This window comes from Kluyvera chengduensis, from assembly GCF_044197065.1.
GTDB lineage: Bacteria > Pseudomonadota > Gammaproteobacteria > Enterobacterales > Enterobacteriaceae > Kluyvera > Kluyvera ascorbata_C.
In genome coordinates this window covers 227240-245095 of the sequence record NZ_JBIQOI010000004.1, presented here as the reverse complement: position 1 = coordinate 245095, position 17856 = coordinate 227240, and the positions used below count along the sequence as shown (strand labels likewise).

The following is a 17856-nucleotide window of genomic DNA, read 5'->3' as shown; positions in this document are numbered from 1 at the left end:
TTCCTTATCAGTTGTGTCAGACCAGTTGTTTACGCTGGTTAGACGGCGGGATGGATAAAGACTCTCGGTACTTTGCAACGGTACGCCGTGCCACCATGATACCCTGTTCAGAGAGCATGGTGGTCAGTTTACTGTCGCTCAGTGGTTTTGCCGGGTTCTCAGCGGCAATTAATTTCTTAACCAGTGCGCGAATCGCCGTGGACGAGGCTTCGCCGCCGCCCTCGGTGCTGACGTGACTGGAAAAGAAATACTTAAGCTCGAAAATGCCTCGTGGGCTATGCAAATACTTTTGCGTGGTAACACGCGAAATCGTGGACTCGTGCATTTCGACGGTCTGGGCGATGTCCGCCAGCACCATCGGTTTCATATACTCTTCGCCGAGATCGAAAAAGGCCTGTTGTTGCTCTACGATGCAGCGGCTTACCCGCAGCAGCGTATCGTTGCGGCTCTCAAGACTCTTAATCAGCCACTTCGCATCCTGCAGGTTGCTGCGGATAAACTGACTGTCGGCGTCATTACGGGCGTTGTTACACATTGCCGCATAGTGCTGGTTGATTTGCAGGCGCGGGATGCTGTCGGCGTTCAATTCAACGGCCCAGCGGCCATTCACTTTGCGCACCAGCACGTCAGGGATCACGTATTCCGGCTCGCCGGTCTGGATCGATTGGCCCGGGCGCGGATCCAATGATTGGATCAGATCCACCGCCTCTTTCAACACGTCTTCTTTCAGACGAGTGACGCGCATCAGCGAGCGGAAGTCATGATTAGCGAGCAGATCGAGATGATCGCTGATAATCAGGCGGGCTTCGTCAATGCGTGGCGTAGTAGGAGAGAACTGAGAAAGCTGGATCAGCAGGCAATCGCGGAGATCTTTAGCGGCGACGCCGACCGGATCGAATCGCTGGATCCGCTTAAGCACGGCTTCCACTTCATCGAGACCAATCTCGTCATCGCCAATGCCTTCATGAATGTCTTCCACCGTGACGGTGAGATAGCCGGTATCGTCTACCGCGTCGACAATCGATGTCGCAATTGCCCGGTCGGTATCGGTAAACGGCGTGAGCTCAACTTGCCACATCAGATAATCTTGCAGTGACTGGGTGGTTTCACCCTGATACACCGGCAGTTCATCGTCCTGATAATCCGCCCCGGTTCCGGAAGGGGTACCGGCGGTGTAGATTTCATCCCAGCTGGCGTCGAGCGGCAGCTCTTCGGGCATATCGGGCTTTTCCAGCGCATCGACGCTGTCCAGCGTTTCGTTATCGACGGTTTCCTGGGTCTCTACTTCTTCGTGAAGATCGGTTTGCTCAAGCAGGGGGTTGCTCTCCAGCGCTTGCTGGAGTTCCTGCTGAAGTTCCAGCGTAGACAATTGCAACAGACGGATTGCCTGCTGCAGTTGTGGCGTCATGGCAAGCTGTTGGCTGAGCCTTAATTGCAAACCTTGCTTCATGTTCAGAACGAATATCTCCCGCTAACGTCGTAAACCACTACCCTATCAGAGTCTGAAGTCTTCCCCAAGATACACGCGTTTAACATGTTCGTCTTGTAGGATCTCCTGCGGGGTGCCGTGGGCAATCAGGTGCCCCTGGCTGACGATATAGGCTCGTTCACATACGGCCAGCGTTTCACGTACGTTGTGGTCGGTGATAAGCACGCCAAGGCCGCTGTCGCGAAGGTGTTCGATGATGCGTTTGATATCGATAACGGAGATCGGGTCAACGCCGGCAAACGGTTCATCCAGCAGGATAAATTTCGGGTTTGCCGCCAGCGCACGGGCGATTTCAACGCGGCGACGTTCACCGCCGGAAAGCGCCTGGCCCAGGCTGTCGCGCAGATGCTCGATGTGGAACTCTTCCATCAGCTCTTTGGCGCGGTCTTCGCGCTGCTCGTTGCTCAGATCGTCACGGATCTGCAGCACCGCCATCAGGTTGTCATAGACGCTCAGACGGCGGAAGATCGAGGCTTCCTGCGGCAGATAGCCAATGCCGCGACGCGCGCGGGCGTGCAGCGGCAGCAGGCTGATGTCTTCATCGTCGATGATGATGTTGCCGGCATCGCGCGGAACTATCCCTACTACCATGTAGAAGGTGGTGGTTTTACCCGCGCCGTTTGGCCCAAGCAGGCCCACAATCTCACCGGAGTTCACGGTCAGACTGACATCTTCCACGACGCGGCGGCCTTTGTAGGCTTTTGCCAGATTTTTTGCAGTTAATGTCGCCATAACGAATTAGTTACTCTTTTTCTGTGCCGGAGCCTGGTCTTTGGATTTGTCCTGTAGCTGCGACGGAACCAGAACGGTGGTCACGCGTCGGCCTTTATCACTAAACGCCTGCATTTTTTGCTCTTTGACCAGATAGGTGATCTTGTCGCCTTTGATATTGCTATCCAACTGCTCAAGGTAAGCGTTGCCGGTCAGCACCACGAAGTCGTTAGCCAGTTCGTAATGCATTTTCGAGGCGCGGCCTTTTACCGGCTTGCCGTTGTCCTGCATCTGGTAGAAGGTCGCGGGGTTACCGTAACCATCGATGACTTCTTTGCCTTTCTGGTCTGCCGGACGGGTCACGACAACCTTATCGGCGTTAATTTTGATACTGCCCTGGGTCACGACGACGTTACCGGTGAAGGTGACGATGTTGCCCTGCATATCCAGCGACTGCTGATCGGATTCAATATGAATCGGCTGATTGGTATCGCCGGTAAGCGCCATGGCCGGCAGGCTGGCGGCCAGCAAAGAACCGGCAAGTGCCAGCTTAAGGCTGAGTTTGTTTGTTCTGAATTTCATAAGAGGTTCTAACCTTTTCAATCAACTCGGCGTTCTTGCTGCGTAAATTGCCGCGCATTTTCAGGCCGCTGGAATTAAATGTTGTTCCGTATAACGTCACCAGATCGTCAGAGGAAACATCCTGAGTCGTCAGGTTCACCTGGGCATTATCCGTCGTAATCTTACGCAGTTGTGCGTCTTCTGTCAGCGCGTTGATTTCAACGTGCCCGTAGAGATAGAGCATGCGGTCGTTAGTCAGCTTGGCTTTATCGGCTTTAATCGACCAGGTTGGTACTTTATTCGCGTCAAAGGTGGTCAGGAATGGGTGGGTAAACCACGATATTGCCTGATCGGAAAAATACTCCACATGCTCGGCGGTTAACCGGTAGCTCAGTGCGCCTTCGGGACTGTACACCACGGTGTCGGTATGTTCGCTTTGATAGGTTGGATCGTTTGCGTTAATCACCACCTGGCTGCTGTCGTCGTTATCGGCAAGGTTCAGGCCGATCAGGACAAGCGCAACCAGCGATAGCACAATAATAACCCAACGTCTGGTTTTACTCATATCGATTGCCCTTTGGCTTCTTCCAGCTTCCCTTGCGCCATCAGCAGCAGGTCACAGACTTCACGAACGGCACCGCGGCCGCCTGCAATACGCGTCACATAATCGGCGCGAGGCAACAGCAGCGGGTGTGCATCCGCCACCGCAACGCTGAGGCCAATTTCCGCCATCACCGGCCAGTCAATCAGATCATCGCCGACGTAGGCGACCTCTTCTGGCTGAAGGTTCAGCGTAGCGAGTAGCTCACGATAGGCAATCAGTTTATCGGACTGCCCCTGGTAAAGATGGGTGATGCCAAGCGTCGCACAGCGGTCTTCTAACAGTTTAGCTTTTCGCCCGGTAATTATCGCTACTTCGATATCCGAAGTAAGCGCACAGCGAACGCCATAGCCGTCGCGGACGTTAAACGCTTTGAGTTCTTCACCGCTGTTGCCCATGTAAATCAGGCCGTCAGAAAGCACCCCGTCGACGTCGAGGATAAGCAGGCGGATTTTCTCCGCCTTCGCCATAAATTGTGGACTCACCGGGCCATAACAGGTGGCGACCGATGCGACAGCATTACTCATTCTTTATATCCTTGATTACACTACGCCTGCGCGCAGTAGGTCGTGCATATGTATCACACCTAGCAGATGGTCGCCATCGGCAACCAGCACGCAGGTGATATGACGGGATTGCATCAGGTTCAGCGCATCGACCGCCAGCATGCCGGGGCGAATACGAATGCCGCCCGGCGTCATGACGTCGGCAATGCCGAGGCTGCGCACATCGGCACCGGTATCAAAGATGCGTCGCAGGTCGCCGTCGGTGAAAATACCTTTGATCTGCATGTTGTCATCGCAGATGGCCGTCATACCCAGATTTTTTCGGGTAATTTCCAGCAGGGCATCGCGCAGTGAGGCATCAACGCTGACGTGCGGTATCTCATCGCCAGTATGCATAATATCGTTAACGCGTAGCAGAAGCTTGCGACCTAATGCGCCACCGGGGTGGGAGAGCGCAAAATCTTCGGCGGTAAAGCCGCGTGCTTTCAGCAACGCAACGGCCAGCGCATCTCCCATTACCAGCGCTGCGGTGGTGCTTGACGTTGGGGCGAGCCCTAACGGGCAGGCTTCACGCGGGACTTTGACGCATAAATGAATATCCGCCGCGCGGCCCATGCTGCTGTCTGGTCGGCTGGTCATACAGATAAGCGGGACGCGCAGACGTTTTAAAACCGGGATCAGCGCCAGAATTTCATTAGACTCGCCGGAGTTGGACAGGGCAATCACCACATCCTGGGGCGTTACCATGCCTAAATCGCCGTGCGCTGCCTCACCAGGGTGAACAAAAAACGCAGAAGTACCGGTGCTGGCGAAGGTGGCTGCCATCTTGCGGCCAATATGCCCGGATTTGCCCATTCCCATGACGACAACTTTGCCAGTGCAGTAGAAGATCTTCTCGCAGGCTTCGCTAAAGTCCTGATTAATGTATTGATCAAGCTGTTCCAGCCCTTCCCGTTCAATCGCCAGAACGTCTCTCCCTGCCTGCTGGAAGTCGAAATCTGACGGCAAATCTATTTGCGACATAGTGTTATCCCAGTTCAATCGATGAAAAGCGGCGTGCCCCAGTAAAGCAGCGCCAGCCATACCACAAACCCGCTGATTAACAGTAAACCGGCGACGCGGCCTACCTGGCGTCGACGCCAGCAAAGCAGAGCGAAGACCACGCTGACCAGCATCATTACGCCATAGTCGCGGGTAAACGCGAGGGGGTTAAACGTCCCCGGTGCGATGAGGGCGGGGATCCCCAGTACGATAGCTATATTAAAGAAGTTTGAGCCGATAATGTTGCCGACGGCAATATCGTTTTCACCTTTGCGCACGCCAGCGATAGCGGTTGCCAACTCCGGCAGACTGGTGCCCAACGCGATAACCGTCAGGCCGATGGTCAGTTCGCTCATGGCGAAGTAGTTCGCCAGCACGGTAGCGTTATCGATGACCATTCTGGTTGCCATCGGCATGATAATCAGCGCGACGCCAAGCCATAAACAGGCGACGGGCAGAGAACCGTCGCGGGGCAGTTCGGATAACTGCTCCTGGGTAAATTTGTCGTTACCCTGACGTTCGGCGAGGCGGGCTATTTTAATGATAAACAACAGCCACAATCCGGCCAGAATAAATAAAAAAACACCGTCAAACCAGGACAGTTCTCCATCATACAGGACATACCCGGCGACCAGGCTTACTACCAACATTAACGGTAATTCGCGGCGCAGAATATCAGAATGCACGGTAAATGGGTGGAACAGGGCGGTGAGCCCAAGAATCAGCAGAATGTTGACGATATTAGAGCCGACGGCGGTACCGATGGCCAGATCGACCTGCCCGTGCAGCGAGGCGGCAGCAGAGACGATGATTTCCGGCAGTGAGGTTCCGATGCTGACAACGGTTATACCTATAATCAGGGGAGGGACACCTAAAGCACGGCACAGAATGGAGGCGGAATACACGAGGCGGTCGGCGCTGTAGACCACCAGAAGTAAACCAATAATTAACAGAGCCGTGGCTAAGAGCATCAAAAGTCCTTTATTCGGGTATAATCGTCGGTCCGCACGTCTGGACGTAACGAATTCCTAATTTTGACTTTATGCGCAGGAAAAGTAAAACAAATGCCAGATTTCGTTAACCAGAGCGGTTAGGATTCTGTAAGAATGCGGGGGCAAGCAGGAGTTTGCCCTACTTAAGGACCTGGAAAGGTAAGCCTATGAGCCAAAATACCGAGAATCTGGTCGAGGTGCGAGATGTCACGTTTTCCCGTGGCAATCGGGTCATCTTCGACAATATCTCGCTGTCGGTACCGCGCGGCAAAATTACCGCGATTATGGGGCCGTCGGGGATTGGCAAGACCACGCTGTTACGCCTGATTGGCGGGCAGATCCCCCCGGATAGCGGAGAGATCCTCTTTGACGGTGAGAACGTACCGAAAATGTCACGCTCTCGCCTGTATACCGTACGCAAACGTATGAGCATGCTGTTTCAGTCCGGCGCGCTGTTCACCGACATGAACGTGTTTGATAACGTGGCGTATCCCATTCGTGAGCATACCCGCTTACCGGCGCCGCTGCTGAAAAGCACGGTAATGATGAAGCTAGAGGCCGTTGGCCTGCGCGGTGCAGCAACGCTGATGCCATCGGAACTCTCTGGCGGTATGGCCCGCCGCGCTGCGCTGGCGCGTGCAATTGCGCTGGAGCCCGACCTCATCATGTTCGACGAACCTTTCGTCGGCCAGGACCCGATTACCATGGGGGTGCTGGTGAAGCTGATTTCTGAACTCAACAGTGCGCTGGGTGTCACCTGTATTGTGGTTTCTCACGATGTGCCGGAAGTACTGAGCATTGCGGATTACGCTTATATCGTGGCGGACCAGAAAATTGTCGCGCACGGCAGCGCCTCATCATTGCAGGAAAACAGCGATCCTCGAGTGCGTCAGTTCCTCGACGGTATTGCCGACGGCCCGGTGCCGTTCCGTTATCCTGCGGGCGACTATCGCCGCGATCTCATCGGCACAGGGAGTTAATCGACTTATGCTGTTAAATGCACTGGCAGCGCTTGGACATCGCGGGATCAAGACCGTCGCGACGTTTGGGCGTGCTGGGTTAATGTTATTCAATGCCGTTGTCGGCAAGCCGGAGTTCCGCAAACACGCGCCGTTGCTGGTGCGTCAGCTGTACAACGTCGGCGTGCTCTCTCTGGTTATCATCATCGTGTCGGGCGTATTTATCGGCATGGTGCTGGGGCTGCAGGGTTACCTCGTGCTGACCACCTACAGCGCTGAGACTAGTCTCGGCATGCTGGTGGCGCTGTCGCTACTGCGCGAACTGGGGCCGGTCGTTGCCGCGCTGCTGTTTGCGGGACGCGCAGGCTCGGCACTGACTGCGGAAATCGGCCTGATGCGCGCGACCGAGCAGCTCTCCAGCATGGAGATGATGGCGGTGGATCCGCTACGTCGCGTTATCTCTCCTCGCTTCTGGGCTGGCGTCATTTCGCTGCCGCTGCTGACCATTATCTTTGTGGCGGTCGGCATCTGGGGCGGTTCGCTGGTCGGCGTAAGCTGGAAAGGTATTGATTCCGGGTTCTTCTGGTCGGCGATGCAAAATGCGGTGGACTGGCGTTTGGATCTGGTGAACTGCCTGATCAAGAGCGTTGTTTTCGCCATTACGGTGACATGGATTGCGTTATTTAACGGTTACGATGCGATCCCCACTTCTGCCGGAATTAGCCGGGCGACGACGCGCACCGTGGTGCACTCCTCGCTGGCGGTTCTTGGGCTGGACTTTGTGCTGACGGCACTGATGTTTGGGAATTGAGTGAATGCAAACGAAAAAGAGTGAAATCTGGGTCGGTATTTTTCTGTTGGTTGCCCTGCTGGCGGCGCTGTTTATCTGCCTGAAGGCGGCGGACGTTTCGTCAATGAAATCAGAACCAACCTACCGCATTTACGCCACCTTCGATAACATCGGCGGCCTGAAAAACCGTTCACCGGTGCGAATTGGCGGCGTAGTGATTGGTCGCGTTGCGGATATTGAACTGGATCCGAAAACGTACTTACCGCGCGTCGCAATCGACATCGAAGATCGCTATAACCATATCCCTGATACCAGTTCGCTGGCCATTCGTACCTCTGGCCTGCTTGGTGAACAGTATCTAGCGTTGAACGTCGGTTTTGAAGACCCTGACCTGGGAACGTCTATCCTTAAAGATGGCGGTACCATTCAGGACACCAAATCGGCAATGGTACTGGAAGACCTGATTGGCCAGTTCCTTTACAACAGCAAAGGTAGCGACAATCAGAATTCTGGCGATGCGCAGGGTTCTACAGATGGACATACTGGTACGGCGACGCCTGCGACTGGCGCGACGAATTAATCTCAGGAGATACTCGACATGTTTAAACGTTTACTGATGGTCGCCATGCTGGTGATTGCGCCGCTGACGGCAGCCACTGCAGCAGACCAAACCAATCCCTATAAGCTGATGAATGAAGCGGCGCAGAAGACGTTCGATCGCCTGAAGAATGAACAACCGAAGATTCGTTCTAATCCGAACTACCTGCGTGACGTGGTCGATCAGGAACTGCTGCCGTATGTACAGGTAAAATATGCCGGTGCGCTGGTGCTGGGCCGTTACTACAAAGACGCGACGCCCGCTCAGCGTGAAGCTTACTTCACTGCCTTCCGCGAATACCTGAAGCAGGCGTACGGTCAGGCGCTGGCGATGTACCATGGCCAGACCTACCAGATTGCGCCAGAACAGCCGCTGGGCGATGCGACCATCGTGCCTATCCGCGTGACCATCATCGACCCGAACGGCCGTCCTCCGGTGCGTCTTGACTTCCAGTGGCGTAAAAATACCCAGACGGGTAACTGGCAGGCCTATGACATGATTGCGGAAGGGGTGAGCATGATCACCACCAAGCAGAACGAATGGAGCGACCTGCTGCGCACTAAAGGCATCGACGGCCTGACCGCTCAGCTGAAATCTATTTCTGCGCAGCCAATCACCCTGGAACAGAAAAAATAATGGCCGAACCGCTAAGCTGGAAGCGTGATGGCGAACGCCTGGCGCTGCACGGTGAACTGGATCAGGATTTTCTGGTGTCCCTGTGGGACGCCAGAACCGAGGCCACGCAGGGGGTATCCATTATCGACCTCAGCGGCCTGAGCCGCGTCGATACGGCTGGACTGGCGCTGTTGGTGCATCTGGTTGAGCTTATCCGCACGCAGGGTCGTACGCCGAGCCTGGAAGGGGTCAGCGAAAAAGTGGCGACCCTGAAAAGCTTGTACAACCTGCCAGAAGGCATGATCCCCTAACAGTTTCAGCACGTTACTGTTGTGGTTTCTAATAAAGCCCCATCAATCTCAACGATGGGGCTTTTTGCTTGTTTAAGACCGCGCCACTTTCCTCTAAGATGTGGGGCTTGTTTTCACTCTCAAATGAAATGCGAACCTATGGAAAATAATGAAATTCAGACCGTGCTGATGAACGCACTCTCCCTTCAAGAAGTTCTCGTTTCTGGCGATGGCAGTCACTTCCAGGTCATTGCCGTGGGTGAGATGTTTGATGGCATGAGCCGGGTCAAGAAGCAGCAGACTATCTATGGCCCGCTGATGGAGTACCTTGCGGACAACCGCATTCATGCCCTGTCGATCAAGGCGTATACCCCACAAGAGTGGGCACGCGATCGCAAACTCAACGGTTTTTGAGCCAGGGGAAAAGTGTGCGCACTTTTCCGGTGGCGAACGTGAATACTTAACAGAGATTAGATTTGATGGATAAATTTCGTGTGCAGGGGCCAACCCGCCTTCAGGGCGAGGTCACCATTAGCGGTGCAAAAAACGCTGCCCTGCCGATTCTTTTTGCCGCGCTGCTGGCAGAAGACCCGGTAGAGATCCAGAACGTACCGAAGCTGAAAGACGTTGATACTTCCATGAAGCTGCTGACGCAGCTGGGTGCAAAAGTTGAACGCAACGGCTCGGTCTGGATTGATGCTGGCCCGGTCAATGTTTTCTGTGCGCCGTACGAGCTGGTGAAAACCATGCGCGCCTCTATCTGGGCGCTGGGGCCGCTGGTGGCACGCTTTGGTCAGGGGCAGGTTTCTCTGCCGGGTGGATGCACCATTGGTGCGCGCCCGGTCGATCTGCACATCTCTGGCCTTGAGCAACTGGGTGCAGAAATTAAGCTGGAAGAAGGTTACGTCAAAGCGTCCGTTAACGGTCGTTTGAAAGGCGCGCATATCGTCATGGACATGGTCAGCGTTGGCGCGACCGTCACCATCATGACGGCAGCGACGCTGGCGGAAGGCACCACCATTATCGAAAACGCCGCGCGTGAGCCGGAAATCGTCGATACGGCGAACTTCCTCAACGCGATGGGCGCGAAGGTCACGGGTCAGGGTACCGACCGTATTACCATCGAAGGCGTGAAGCGTCTGGGCGGCGGTGTTTACCGCGTTCTGCCAGACCGTATTGAAACCGGCACCTTCCTGGTAGCGGCAGCTATCTCCGGCGGCAAAATTGTCTGCCGCAACGCACAGCCTGATACGCTGGATGCGGTACTGGCTAAGCTGCGTGAAGCCGGTGCTGACGTTGAAGTGGGCGAAGACTGGATTAGCCTCGACATGCACGGCAAGCGCCCGAAAGCGGTAAACGTGCGTACTGCACCACACCCAGCGTTCCCGACGGACATGCAGGCACAGTTCACGCTGCTGAACATGGTAGCGGAAGGTACAGGGGTTATCACTGAGACGGTCTTTGAAAACCGTTTCATGCATATTCCTGAACTTATTCGTATGGGCGCGCGTGCGGAAATCGAAAGCAACACCGCAATTTGCCACGGCGTTGAACAGCTTTCCGGTGCTCAGGTGATGGCGACCGACCTGCGTGCTTCTGCAAGCCTTGTCCTGGCAGGCTGTATTGCTCAGGGTACGACGATCGTTGACCGTATCTACCACATCGATCGTGGCTATGAGCGCATTGAAGATAAGCTGCGTGGTTTAGGCGCGAATATCGAGCGTATTAAGGGCGAGTAATCGCTGCCGCGAATAAAGCGCCCGCTGTTGATAGTGGGCGCTTCTCTTCCTCTGCTATTTTTCCTGCTTATCGCGGCGAATAGCCTGTGTTCTGTCGATAAAAGCATGGGTTATCGGATCGTGATAACGTGAAGGCCAAATCACCCAAGGGTCCGTCCCCAGAGCCTTTGCTACGATTTTCTCACCTTTCGGCCATGGACGAGAAAGGACGTTGGCTAACGTCGATGAACTGAGTCCGTTTTTGCGTGACTCTGCAGCCATGGATGTGCCTTTCTTACGTAACCCCGCGATAATGTCTGCGGGATGCCAGTCGCTAAACCTCTCCATACTTCCTCCCTGAAAACGGTCGTTAACTCGTTACGCTGAGCGAGGAATATACTGTATCCCTGTTTTCTATAAGTTCATAAACAGTTCGTGTAAGTTTTATTAAATTAGGAAAACATCAATTTTTTGGTAAAAAAAAGCGCCTTCAGGCGCTTTCAGGAATGTACCCACACAGGACGCAGGGAAGGGCGTTCTTGGATTATCGGTCGCGTTGAACGGCTATATGGGCAAGGCCGATAAGCGCATCGCGCCACGGTGTATCCGGCAGTGAGGCCAGAGAAGCAATTGCTTTATCGGCTTCTTCTTCGGCACGCTGACGCGTCCATTCCAGAGAACCACAGGCAGCCATGGCATCCAGTACGGGCTCCAGGAGATGGCGACCGTTACCCTGCTCGATAGCGCCGCGAATGAGCTGAGCCTGTTCTGGTGTGCCGTTACGCATGGCATGCAGCAGCGGTAGGGTTGGCTTACCTTCGTTGAGATCGTCACCTACGTTTTTACCCAGCGTCTCTCCATCGGCGCTGTAGTCGAGCAGGTCATCAATCAACTGGAAGGCGGTGCCGAGATAGCGGCCATAGTCCTGTAGCCCTTTCTCTTGCTCTGACGTACAACCCGCAAGCAAACCAGAACATTGCGCAGCCGCTTCAAACAGACGTGCTGTCTTGCTGTAGATAACGCGCATATAGTTCTCTTCGGTGATGTCCGGATCGTTGACGTTCATCAGTTGAAGGACTTCGCCTTCTGCAATGACGTTCACGGCTTCTGACATCACTTCCAGCACCTTCAGCGAACCGAGGCTGGTCATCATCTGGAATGCACGCGTATAGATAAAGTCGCCAACCAGTACGCTGGCCGCGTTACCAAAGGCCGCATTGGCCGTTGCCTTACCGCGGCGCATATCTGACTCATCGACAACATCGTCATGCAGCAACGTCGCGGTATGAATAAATTCGATTAGCGCGGCGATAGTGACGTGGGCGTTTCCCTGATAGCCAACGGCGCGGGCGGCCAGGACGGCGATCATTGGACGAATCCGTTTTCCGCCGCCGCTGACGATATAATAGCCAAGCTGGTTGATCAATTGGACGTCCGAGTTGAGCTGCTCAAGAATCGTCGCATTGACACCCGCCATATCCTGCGCGGTTAACTCATTGATTTTTTGTAAATTCATCGCAAAAGCCGGGCTTAATGTCCTGTTTACCACTTATCCATACGGGATAACGAAGGTTTTACGTTAGAGTTGTAGATACGATTGTACTGAAAAAACGGCTCAGATAAACGCTACTGTGCAGGTTGTATTTTTTTTCTGCATCTATTGATGGTAGCACTTGTCAAAGGCTCGCGTTTTGCGTAATATTCGCGCCCTATTGTGAATATTTATAGCGCACTCTGAATCACACGAAGAGGTGCGCGGAAGCGGAGTTTATATGTACGCGGTTTTCCAAAGTGGTGGTAAACAACACCGAGTAAGCGAAGGTCAGACCGTTCGCCTGGAAAAGCTGGACATCGCAACTGGCGAATCTGTTGAATTCGCTGAAGTTCTGATGATCGCAAACGGTGAAGAAGTCAAAATCGGCGTTCCTTTCGTTGATGGCGGCGTTATCAAAGCTGAAGTTGTTGCTCACGGTCGTGGCGAGAAAGTTAAAATCGTTAAGTTTCGTCGTCGTAAACACTACCGTAAGCAGCAGGGCCATCGTCAGTGGTTCACTGATGTGAAAATTACTGGCATCAGCGCTTAAGTTAAGGGGAGCAGATTAAATGGCACATAAAAAGGCTGGTGGCTCGACTCGTAACGGTCGCGACTCAGAAGCTAAACGTCTGGGCGTAAAACGCTTCGGCGGCGAATCCGTTCTGGCTGGTAGCATCATCGTTCGTCAACGTGGTACTCAGTTCCACGCTGGTTCTAACGTAGGCTGCGGCAAAGACCACACTCTGTTTGCTAAAGCAGACGGTAAAGTGAAATTCGAAGTGAAAGGCCCGAAAAACCGTCGTTATATCAGCATCGTTGCTGAATAAGTTTTTCGCGTCCCGGTAACGGATGAAAGCCCCGCAACGTGTTGCGGGGCTTTTTACATTCGACGCCAGGAAAATGATGGCTTGTACCACCGTTTCAGGGCAGGGAATCCGGAATGAAGCAGCAGGCGGGCATCGGTATCATGTTGGCGCTTACCACAGCGATTTGCTGGGGAGCTCTGCCCATTGCCATGAAACAGGTTCTGGAAGTCATGGAACCGCCCACCATCGTCTTCTACCGCTTTCTGATGGCAAGCTGTGGCCTTGGCCTCATTTTGTCCTGGAAGCGCAAGCTGCCCTCTTTGCGGCTGTTTCGCAACCCGCGCTGGCTAGTTCTGTTGCTTATCGCAACCGGCGGGCTGTTTGGTAACTTCGTGCTGTTTAGCTCATCGCTGCAGTACGTGAGCCCTACAGCGTCCCAGGTTATCGGCCAACTCTCACCCGTTGGGATGATGGTCGCCAGCGTCTTTATCCTCAAGGAGAAGATGCGCGGTACGCAGGTAGTGGGCGCAATCATGCTTATCTGCGGGCTGGTGATGTTCTTTAATACCAGCCTGATTGAAATTTTTACCCGCCTGACCGATTACACCTGGGGTGTGATTTTTGGGGTTAGCGCGGCGATGGTCTGGGTGAGCTACGGCGTCGCGCAAAAGGTGTTATTGCGACGGCTGGCATCACAGCAGATCCTCTTTTTATTGTACACTTTATGTACAATTGCACTGCTGCCATTAGCGAAGCCTGAGGTTATTGGGCTGCTGAGCGACTGGCAGCTAGCCTGTCTGATCTTCTGTGGTCTGAACACACTGGTCGGTTATGGGGCGCTAGCGGAAGCGATGGCGCGCTGGCAGGCGGCACAGGTGAGCGCGTTAATCACGCTGACTCCTCTGTTTACCCTGTTATTTTCAGATTTATTATCAATGGCCTGGCCCGATTTCTTCGCCAGACCGATGTTGAACCTTATTGGTTACCTCGGTGCGTTTGTCGTGGTTGCGGGCGCGATGTATTCCGCCATTGGTCATCGTCTATGGGGGCGGTGGCGTAAGCGTGAAGCGGTTGTTCCGTTACCCCGCGCAGGCGAATGATTTACGGAGAGTAAAATGAAGTTTGTTGATGAAGCAACGATCCTGGTCGTAGCAGGTGATGGCGGTAATGGTTGCGTAAGCTTCCGCCGTGAAAAATATATTCCTCGTGGTGGTCCTGACGGCGGTGACGGCGGTGACGGCGGTGACGTCTGGATGGAAGCCGACGAGAACCTGAACACCCTGATTGACTACCGTTTCGAAAAATCCTTCCGCGCTGAACGTGGCCAGAACGGTGCAAGCCGCGACTGTACCGGTAAGCGTGGTAAAGACGTTACCATTAAGGTGCCGGTGGGTACCCGCGTTATCGATCAGGGCACCGGTGAAACCATGGGCGATATGACCAAGCATGGTCAACGCCTGATGGTTGCTAAGGGCGGTTGGCACGGTCTGGGTAACACCCGTTTCAAATCTTCCGTGAACCGTACGCCACGTCAAAAGACCATGGGTACGCCGGGTGACAAACGTGACCTGCAGCTCGAACTGATGCTGCTGGCGGACGTGGGTATGCTGGGTATGCCGAACGCCGGTAAATCCACCTTTATCCGCGCTGTGTCTGCGGCGAAGCCAAAAGTGGCGGACTATCCGTTTACCACCCTGGTACCAAGCCTTGGCGTGGTACGTGTCGATAACGAGAAGAGCTTCGTGGTCGCCGACATCCCGGGTCTGATTGAAGGCGCATCTGAAGGCGCTGGCCTCGGTATCCGCTTCCTGAAGCACCTTGAGCGCTGCCGCGTGTTGCTGCACATCATCGATATCGATCCAATCGATGGCTCCGATCCGGCTGAAAACGCCAAAATCATCATTGGTGAACTTGAGAAATACAGCGAGAAGCTGGCGAATAAGCCACGCTGGCTGCTGTTCAACAAGATAGACACCATGGATAAAGCGGAAGCTGAAGCGAAAGCCAAAGCGATTGCCGAAGCGATGGGTTGGGAAGATAAGTACTACCTGATCTCCGCAGCAAGCCAGGTTGGCGTGAAAGACCTGTGCTGGGACGTGATGAACTTCATCATCGAGAACCCAATTACTCAGGCTGAAGAAGCTGCGCAGCCAGAGAAAGTTGAGTTCATGTGGGATGACTACCATCGTCAGCAGCTTGATGAAGTCGCCGCAGAAGCGGAAGACGAAGAGTGGGATGACGATTGGGATGAAGACGACGAAGAAGGCGTTGAGTTCATCTACAAACGTTAATCCTCGTGCCGGATGGCGACGCTAACGCGTCTTCTCCGGCCTGGAATATTCAACGGGCCGCAAATGCGGCCCGTTTTGTTTATATGCGAGGTAGGCCGAATAAGCGCAAGCGCCATCCGGCAGCATTACTCTCAGTTGTTCTGGTAAATATCCTTGTACAACCGGCTCTCAAAGCGTACCAGCGGAATACGTCGATTACGCTGATCCGCAGGCGGCACCGCGTACCCTGACAGATACTGAACAAACGCCATACGCTGTCCGCTGGCGGTGGTGATAAAGCCCGCCAGGTTGTATACACCCTGTAGTGAACCGGTCTTCGCTGAAACTTTACCATCCACACCCGCCTGATGCAGGCCTGCGCGGTACTGTAGCGAACCGTCGTGGCCGGCAAGCGGCAGCATGGAGATGAAGTCCAGCTCGCTATCGTGCTGGGCAATATATTGCAGTGCCTGCATCATGGTGGCTGGCGCGAGCAGGTTATGTCGCGACAGGCCGGAGCCGTCGGCAATGATTGTATTGCCCAAATCGATGCCCGCCTGCTGACGCAGGATCTGGCGAACTGCATCGGAGCCCGCTCGCCAGGTGCCGGGCACGCCAAAGCGCGAATGGCCAATCATACGAAACACGGTGTCGGCGATCATGTTGTCCGATTTTTTCAGCATGATCTTCAGCAGGTCGTGCAGCGGCGCTGACTGCTTACTTGCGATAACGGTGCCAGGCTCATTCACCAGCGTCTGGCGCAGCAGCGTACCGGTGTAGGTGATACCGGCCTGCTTGAGTTCATCTTTGATAATCGCCCCGGCATAGCTGGCGCCATCCTGAATGGCGAACGCCAGCGGCAGCGGGTCTGCACGCTGTGGCAGACAGCCAGTGAGCGTGTAGCGATTCAGGTCGCCAGGCACCACATCCAGCTCGCAGTATTGGGCTTCTGGCGAACCTTTTGCGAGCGTACGCACCTGGCTGAACATGGTCACCGGGTAGTAAGAGGCAATGCGGATGAACGCCAGATCGTTAGCCTTCTGGGCGCTATAAAGTGAAATAGAGAAGCAGTTACGGTCGATAATTGCGGCAGCAGGCGGTGCGCTGAAGCACTGCGTCATATCGTTCCATGGCCAGCCTGGTGCTTTATCATGACTGGCAAAGATGGAGGTATCGATCAAAATATTGCCATCGATATTCTGCACACCAGATTTTTTTAAGGTGGCAACCATATTGCGAATATCCTGGCGTTTTAGCGTAGGATCGCCGCCAAATCGAGCAATTAAGTCGCCTTTTAATGTACCGTTATCCACGCTGCCTTTACTCTCAAGCGTGGTGGTAAAGCGGAAATCCGGGCCAAGCTGAAGCAGGGCTGCTAGCGCGGTGAGCACCTTTTGGGTACTGGCCGGAAGCGCCATCTGCTGGCCGTGATAATCAATCAGCGGCGCGGGTGCGCCCACTTTCTGTACCAGAAGTGCGAGGTTGGCCCCGTCGGGCAGCTGATTGATATATTCATCAACATTCGCGGCCTGAACGCTAAACGCTATACTGGTAGTCAATCCGATGATAAATCTGGAAAATCGCATAATCTCGCGCTAACAACCTGGAAACAAGCCGTCATACTACGGCGCAACGCCCTGTAAAGTAAACGATGACCCGTAGTGAACTTCGGGGTAAAATGCGTATCAAATTAAAAATTGCTGCTGACCTGGGGCTTCGTACCCGGGTCGGTTTTCTTTTGCTTCTGGCCTGGTGTTGATAGCGACTCAGGCGGGCTTAGCAGCCGGAGCGGGGCGAACCGCTCCCAACAGGAATGTTTAAGAGGTATAACAATGCAAGCTATTCCGATGACCCTTCGTGGTGCAGAAAAACTGCGTGAAGAACTGGACTTTCTGAAGTCCGTACGCCGCCCAGAAATCATTGCGTCCATCGCCGAAGCGCGCGAGCACGGCGACCTGAAAGAGAACGCGGAGTACCATGCTGCCCGTGAGCAGCAGGGCTTCTGTGAAGGGCGTATCAAAGATATCGAAGCGAAACTGTCTAACGCGCAGGTTATCGACATCACCAAGATCCCAAACAATGGTCGCGTGATTTTCGGTGCCACCGTGAAGGTGCTGAACCTGGATAACGACGAAGAGCAGACTTACCGCATCGTGGGCGATGACGAAGCTGATTTCAAACAGAACCTGATCTCCGTTAACTCACCGATCGCCCGTGGGTTGATTGGCAAAGAGCAGGATGACGTGGTTACTATCCGTACCCCAGGTGGTGAAGTTGAATTCGAAATCATCCACGTGGATTATCTGTAAGATCGGTTCAACACTGAATTGTTGAGCGAGTGTAAAGATAAGAAAAAGGCCGCATAGCGGCCTTTT

General features: G+C 54.2%; 22 protein-coding genes. 12 read left to right on the top strand and 10 right to left on the bottom strand.

What is annotated here, in order from left to right; genetic code table 11:
- Window positions 1-16: 16 nt before the first annotated feature.
- From rpoN to ACH1XZ_RS13740, 7 genes are read right to left on the bottom strand one after another with little or no spacing between them, the layout of a single operon-like run.
- Window positions 17-1450 (bottom strand): RNA polymerase factor sigma-54, encoded by a 1434-nt coding sequence (gene rpoN, locus ACH1XZ_RS13770; RefSeq protein WP_395596006.1) that lies wholly within the window; start codon window positions 1448-1450, stop codon window positions 17-19.
- A 45-nt stretch (window positions 1451-1495) separates the two neighbouring features.
- Window positions 1496-2221, bottom strand: coding sequence for an LPS export ABC transporter ATP-binding protein (lptB, locus tag ACH1XZ_RS13765; protein ID WP_035891167.1), 726 nt, complete (start codon window positions 2219-2221; stop codon window positions 1496-1498).
- Between the two features lie 6 nt (window positions 2222-2227).
- The gene (lptA, locus tag ACH1XZ_RS13760; RefSeq protein ID WP_395596005.1) at window positions 2228-2782 is read right to left on the bottom strand and encodes a lipopolysaccharide ABC transporter substrate-binding protein LptA; all 555 of its coding nucleotides are present in this window, start codon (window positions 2780-2782) and stop codon (window positions 2228-2230) included.
- Entirely contained in the window at window positions 2751-3326 is a 576-nt protein-coding gene (gene lptC / locus ACH1XZ_RS13755; RefSeq protein ID WP_395596004.1) for an LPS export ABC transporter periplasmic protein LptC, read from the bottom strand. Before lptC ends, lptA begins: the two co-directional genes overlap by 32 nt.
- Window positions 3323-3889 (bottom strand): 3-deoxy-manno-octulosonate-8-phosphatase KdsC, encoded by a 567-nt coding sequence (gene kdsC, locus ACH1XZ_RS13750; protein WP_035891161.1) that lies wholly within the window; start codon window positions 3887-3889, stop codon window positions 3323-3325. The genes lptC and kdsC overlap by 4 nt, the downstream gene beginning before the upstream one ends.
- A gap of 15 nt (window positions 3890-3904) precedes the next feature.
- Window positions 3905-4891, bottom strand: coding sequence for an arabinose-5-phosphate isomerase KdsD (kdsD, locus tag ACH1XZ_RS13745; RefSeq protein WP_035891159.1), 987 nt, complete (start codon window positions 4889-4891; stop codon window positions 3905-3907).
- A gap of 14 nt (window positions 4892-4905) precedes the next feature.
- Complete coding sequence (locus ACH1XZ_RS13740) at window positions 4906-5880, bottom strand: calcium/sodium antiporter (protein ID WP_395596003.1); 975 nt, start codon at window positions 5878-5880, stop codon at window positions 4906-4908.
- Between the two features lie 188 nt (window positions 5881-6068).
- Here ACH1XZ_RS13740 and mlaF point away from each other — a divergent pair, with 188 nt between their 5' ends.
- The 7 genes from mlaF to murA all read left to right on the top strand — a co-directional run bounded on the left by mlaF (window position 6069) and on the right by murA (window position 10892).
- Window positions 6069-6881 carry a phospholipid ABC transporter ATP-binding protein MlaF gene (gene mlaF, locus ACH1XZ_RS13735; protein WP_395596002.1) on the top strand — a complete coding sequence of 271 codons (813 nt, stop codon included), beginning with the start codon at window positions 6069-6071 and terminating at the stop codon, window positions 6879-6881.
- Window positions 6882-6888: 7 nt separating this feature from the next.
- Window positions 6889-7671, top strand: a complete 783-nt coding sequence (gene mlaE, locus ACH1XZ_RS13730) for a lipid asymmetry maintenance ABC transporter permease subunit MlaE (protein ID WP_395596001.1) — start codon at window positions 6889-6891, stop codon at window positions 7669-7671.
- A 4-nt stretch (window positions 7672-7675) separates the two neighbouring features.
- Window positions 7676-8230: an outer membrane lipid asymmetry maintenance protein MlaD gene (gene mlaD / locus ACH1XZ_RS13725; protein ID WP_333498658.1), complete on the top strand. Its 555-nt coding sequence runs from the start codon at window positions 7676-7678 to the stop codon at window positions 8228-8230.
- An 18-nt stretch (window positions 8231-8248) separates the two neighbouring features.
- Entirely contained in the window at window positions 8249-8884 is a 636-nt protein-coding gene (mlaC, locus tag ACH1XZ_RS13720) for a phospholipid-binding protein MlaC (RefSeq protein ID WP_395596000.1), read from the top strand.
- Window positions 8884-9174, top strand: a complete 291-nt coding sequence (gene mlaB, locus ACH1XZ_RS13715; protein WP_395595999.1) for a lipid asymmetry maintenance protein MlaB — start codon at window positions 8884-8886, stop codon at window positions 9172-9174. Before mlaC ends, mlaB begins: the two co-directional genes overlap by 1 nt.
- 138 nt (window positions 9175-9312) lie before the next feature.
- Complete coding sequence (ibaG, locus tag ACH1XZ_RS13710; RefSeq protein WP_035891140.1) at window positions 9313-9567, top strand: BolA family iron metabolism protein IbaG; 255 nt, start codon at window positions 9313-9315, stop codon at window positions 9565-9567.
- 65 nt (window positions 9568-9632) lie between these two features.
- Window positions 9633-10892, top strand: a complete 1260-nt coding sequence (murA, locus tag ACH1XZ_RS13705) for a UDP-N-acetylglucosamine 1-carboxyvinyltransferase (protein ID WP_035891138.1) — start codon at window positions 9633-9635, stop codon at window positions 10890-10892.
- 54 nt (window positions 10893-10946) lie between these two features.
- Here murA and sfsB read toward each other — a convergent pair whose 3' ends face one another.
- Both sfsB and ispB read right to left on the bottom strand, forming a co-directional pair.
- The gene (gene sfsB / locus ACH1XZ_RS13700) at window positions 10947-11219 is read right to left on the bottom strand and encodes a DNA-binding transcriptional regulator SfsB (RefSeq protein WP_395595998.1); all 273 of its coding nucleotides are present in this window, start codon (window positions 11217-11219) and stop codon (window positions 10947-10949) included.
- A 196-nt stretch (window positions 11220-11415) separates the two neighbouring features.
- Window positions 11416-12387, bottom strand: a complete 972-nt coding sequence (ispB, locus tag ACH1XZ_RS13695) for an octaprenyl diphosphate synthase (protein ID WP_035891132.1) — start codon at window positions 12385-12387, stop codon at window positions 11416-11418.
- A gap of 256 nt (window positions 12388-12643) precedes the next feature.
- On the opposite strand from ispB, the gene rplU reads away from it, so the two are divergent.
- The 4 genes from rplU to cgtA all read left to right on the top strand — a co-directional run bounded on the left by rplU (window position 12644) and on the right by cgtA (window position 15502).
- Window positions 12644-12955 carry a 50S ribosomal protein L21 gene (gene rplU / locus ACH1XZ_RS13690; RefSeq protein ID WP_003025032.1) on the top strand — a complete coding sequence of 104 codons (312 nt, stop codon included), beginning with the start codon at window positions 12644-12646 and terminating at the stop codon, window positions 12953-12955.
- A 19-nt stretch (window positions 12956-12974) separates the two neighbouring features.
- On the top strand, window positions 12975-13232 hold the full coding sequence (gene rpmA / locus ACH1XZ_RS13685) for a 50S ribosomal protein L27 (RefSeq protein WP_035891128.1): 258 nt from the start codon (window positions 12975-12977) through the stop codon (window positions 13230-13232).
- A 113-nt stretch (window positions 13233-13345) separates the two neighbouring features.
- Window positions 13346-14311 carry a DMT family transporter gene (locus ACH1XZ_RS13680; RefSeq protein WP_395595997.1) on the top strand — a complete coding sequence of 322 codons (966 nt, stop codon included), beginning with the start codon at window positions 13346-13348 and terminating at the stop codon, window positions 14309-14311.
- A gap of 15 nt (window positions 14312-14326) precedes the next feature.
- Complete coding sequence (gene cgtA / locus ACH1XZ_RS13675; RefSeq protein ID WP_395595996.1) at window positions 14327-15502, top strand: Obg family GTPase CgtA; 1176 nt, start codon at window positions 14327-14329, stop codon at window positions 15500-15502.
- Between the two features lie 131 nt (window positions 15503-15633).
- Here cgtA and dacB read toward each other — a convergent pair whose 3' ends face one another.
- Entirely contained in the window at window positions 15634-17067 is a 1434-nt protein-coding gene (dacB, locus tag ACH1XZ_RS13670) for a serine-type D-Ala-D-Ala carboxypeptidase (RefSeq protein ID WP_395595995.1), read from the bottom strand.
- A 246-nt stretch (window positions 17068-17313) separates the two neighbouring features.
- Between dacB and greA the strand changes: the two genes are divergently transcribed.
- Window positions 17314-17790 carry a transcription elongation factor GreA gene (gene greA, locus ACH1XZ_RS13665; RefSeq protein WP_035891119.1) on the top strand — a complete coding sequence of 159 codons (477 nt, stop codon included), beginning with the start codon at window positions 17314-17316 and terminating at the stop codon, window positions 17788-17790.
- Window positions 17791-17856 lie beyond the last annotated feature (66 nt).

Coding starts and splice junctions, on each gene's coding strand:
- rpoN (WP_395596006.1), bottom strand. CDS start 1,450: ATGAAGCAAGGTTTGCAATTAAGGCTCAGCCAACAGCTTGCCATGACG.
- lptB (WP_035891167.1), bottom strand. CDS start 2,221: ATGGCGACATTAACTGCAAAAAATCTGGCAAAAGCCTACAAAGGCCGC.
- lptA (WP_395596005.1), bottom strand. CDS start 2,782: ATGAAATTCAGAACAAACAAACTCAGCCTTAAGCTGGCACTTGCCGGT.
- lptC (WP_395596004.1), bottom strand. CDS start 3,326: ATGAGTAAAACCAGACGTTGGGTTATTATTGTGCTATCGCTGGTTGCG.
- kdsC (WP_035891161.1), bottom strand. CDS start 3,889: ATGAGTAATGCTGTCGCATCGGTCGCCACCTGTTATGGCCCGGTGAGT.
- kdsD (WP_035891159.1), bottom strand. CDS start 4,891: ATGTCGCAAATAGATTTGCCGTCAGATTTCGACTTCCAGCAGGCAGGG.
- ACH1XZ_RS13740 (WP_395596003.1), bottom strand. CDS start 5,880: ATGCTCTTAGCCACGGCTCTGTTAATTATTGGTTTACTTCTGGTGGTC.
- mlaF (WP_395596002.1), top strand. CDS start 6,069: ATGAGCCAAAATACCGAGAATCTGGTCGAGGTGCGAGATGTCACGTTT.
- mlaE (WP_395596001.1), top strand. CDS start 6,889: ATGCTGTTAAATGCACTGGCAGCGCTTGGACATCGCGGGATCAAGACC.
- mlaD (WP_333498658.1), top strand. CDS start 7,676: ATGCAAACGAAAAAGAGTGAAATCTGGGTCGGTATTTTTCTGTTGGTT.
- mlaC (WP_395596000.1), top strand. CDS start 8,249: ATGTTTAAACGTTTACTGATGGTCGCCATGCTGGTGATTGCGCCGCTG.
- mlaB (WP_395595999.1), top strand. CDS start 8,884: ATGGCCGAACCGCTAAGCTGGAAGCGTGATGGCGAACGCCTGGCGCTG.
- ibaG (WP_035891140.1), top strand. CDS start 9,313: ATGGAAAATAATGAAATTCAGACCGTGCTGATGAACGCACTCTCCCTT.
- murA (WP_035891138.1), top strand. CDS start 9,633: ATGGATAAATTTCGTGTGCAGGGGCCAACCCGCCTTCAGGGCGAGGTC.
- sfsB (WP_395595998.1), bottom strand. CDS start 11,219: ATGGAGAGGTTTAGCGACTGGCATCCCGCAGACATTATCGCGGGGTTA.
- ispB (WP_035891132.1), bottom strand. CDS start 12,387: ATGAATTTACAAAAAATCAATGAGTTAACCGCGCAGGATATGGCGGGT.
- rplU (WP_003025032.1), top strand. CDS start 12,644: ATGTACGCGGTTTTCCAAAGTGGTGGTAAACAACACCGAGTAAGCGAA.
- rpmA (WP_035891128.1), top strand. CDS start 12,975: ATGGCACATAAAAAGGCTGGTGGCTCGACTCGTAACGGTCGCGACTCA.
- ACH1XZ_RS13680 (WP_395595997.1), top strand. CDS start 13,346: ATGAAGCAGCAGGCGGGCATCGGTATCATGTTGGCGCTTACCACAGCG.
- cgtA (WP_395595996.1), top strand. CDS start 14,327: ATGAAGTTTGTTGATGAAGCAACGATCCTGGTCGTAGCAGGTGATGGC.
- dacB (WP_395595995.1), bottom strand. CDS start 17,067: ATGCGATTTTCCAGATTTATCATCGGATTGACTACCAGTATAGCGTTT.
- greA (WP_035891119.1), top strand. CDS start 17,314: ATGCAAGCTATTCCGATGACCCTTCGTGGTGCAGAAAAACTGCGTGAA.